We start from the raw sequence: 255 nt of genomic DNA on the forward strand, positions 1-255 counted from the left end.
TTCGGCGTGCGGGCTTTTCACCCGCATTATCGTTACTCATGTCAGCATTCGCACTTCCGATACCTCCAGCGGACTTCTCAATCCACCTTCGCAGGCGTACGGAACGCTCCTCTACCGCGCACAAACAGGTTTGTGCACCCCAAGCTTCGGTTTATCACTTAGCCCCGTTAAATCTTCCGCGCAGACCGACTCGACCAGTGAGCTATTACGCTTTCTTTAAAGGGTGGCTGCTTCTAAGCCAACCTCCTGGCTGTC

Annotated in this window: 1 rRNA gene; it reads right to left on the reverse strand. The window is 54.1% G+C overall.

The features are described from left to right. Positions 1-255: ribosomal RNA gene (locus tag IB242_RS20895) — 23S ribosomal RNA — on the reverse strand; the annotation flags it as partial.

The organism is Xanthomonas sp. XNM01, assembly GCF_014851915.1.
In the GTDB taxonomy this organism is placed as follows: Bacteria; Pseudomonadota; Gammaproteobacteria; order Xanthomonadales; family Xanthomonadaceae; genus Pseudoxanthomonas.